Source organism: Priestia sp. P5_B4, assembly GCF_056400385.1.
The window spans coordinates 1-1,735 of the sequence record NZ_JBFULJ010000814.1 but is presented as its reverse complement, the minus strand read 5'-3'; the positions used below and the strand labels follow the sequence as shown (position 1 = coordinate 1,735).

The following is a 1,735-nucleotide window of genomic DNA, read 5'->3' as shown; positions in this document are numbered from 1 at the left end:
CTACAATAGAAGAAGCTACCTTGTTAATGGCAGCTTCTTTTATGTATGTTGAGAAAGAAATCGAACAGAGGTGATTCGCGTCTATATTATCTTTCTCTAATCTATATGAATGTATACATTGAAGAGAAAAGGCAACTTCAGAGTACTGACAGGCAATATAGATTATAAGAAAAACATAGTACGAAATTTGTTTTAGGGATAAATTATAGTACATTTTTTATGAAATTATTGATTATTATTATTTCCTATCATTCGATGGTTGGTATTGTTCGGAGGCGATGAGATCATCTTCCACAAGAACATAAGGGTGTGTTTCCATCAAAATGGTTTTCAGGTATTCTGGCATTCTCTCGCCTTTGTACGCACAAATTAGTGGAAACGACAGCTGATTCACAGCCTCGTCCACTACTTTTTCAAAATCCTCTATTAGATGCAAAGGATCTTTCATAGTGGTCCATTCTACATGGGCCCATGATCTAAAAGAGATTTTATTTTCTACATAAGGTTGTACCGTTTTATTAAAGTAATCCTGAATTGCTGGAGGATGATAACTCCCACTTGAATAATAGAAGTCAAAGTTATTTATACGGTGTACTAGTTTCATTTGATCTTTTGATAATAGTGTGTCCAGTTCTTTTTTAATAAGGGGATAAATACGGTCATTTTCAATAAGAATAACGTAATCTCCAGCGAAAGTACCCTCTCTTATATAATTTACAACTTGTTTAATATAGTTTTCCATTTCATTATAGGAATACAGTACATGAACACTCTTTTGATCTTCAAACAACTGATTTATTTTGTTTTCCAAGAAATCATCCCTTCTTTTACATCCCAGAATTATACTAGAGCTCTATCAATAGTACACAAGGGTATTTTTTGTTAGGGGAGCGAAGATTAAACAATTGTATTATTTTATTCATTTTTGAAAAGTGTATTACTTTCTTAATAAACGAGCAAAAAAGCTGCCTCATTCTACAAGCATTGGATGGAGTGAGGCAGCTTTTTTCTGAAATGTTTTATGTAATATGCTGGCTAATAAATTCTAACATATTTTTATAACAGAACTATTTCAGACAAGTTACAACATATGTATAAAAGGTAGACTCATTATACATTTTCCTCCCATCTGGTAAAAGGGAAAAGTCAATCATATCAAGGATGTATAAAAACCTGCATAAAACAGGAACGCAATATCGTTTGAACCCTTACTCCCATAAGGGTTCTTTCGCTTTCTTGGTTCCGAAAAACAACATTATGGTAACTAAAAATGTATACCTTTTTGAACTATCTACACTGGACAGCCTTCAACATAGGTTAACTTTATATAGTTATTAATAAAAAAACCCTTTGCTACTTATAGCAAAGGATTCTTTTATTATGATAATCTAAATTAAGGGCATTTTCTTTAACAAATCTCGAAATTCTGCCAACAGCTGTTTATATTTAAAGCGTTTTAATCCATGACCATGAATACTGTTGCGGCAATTCTAAATCATAATTCAAACGATTGGCTGCATAATATGTCCAGTGAGGATTCACTAATAATTCACGTCCTATAAAAACTAAATCGGCACGTCCATTTGAAATAATTTCTTCAGCTTGTTCTGGCTGAATGACTTTTCCTACTGCCCCTGTAGCAATCTCTGCTTCCTTGCGAATAGACTCTGCATATAAAACTTGATAGCCAGGAAATGTTTTTGCTTTTGCAGGCGTAAGTAATCCATTACTTACA

Annotated in this window: 2 protein-coding genes; both read right to left on the bottom strand. The window is 33.0% G+C overall.

Annotated features, from left to right (window positions below):
• Positions 1-238 precede the first annotated feature (238 nt).
• Complete coding sequence (locus AC1DRF_RS26260) at positions 239-811, bottom strand: MEDS domain-containing protein (RefSeq protein ID WP_477742110.1); 573 nt, start codon at positions 809-811, stop codon at positions 239-241.
• Between the two features lie 635 nt (positions 812-1,446).
• Positions 1,447-1,735: oxidoreductase (locus AC1DRF_RS26255; protein WP_477742109.1), on the bottom strand; the 289-nt coding region annotated here is incomplete at its 5' end.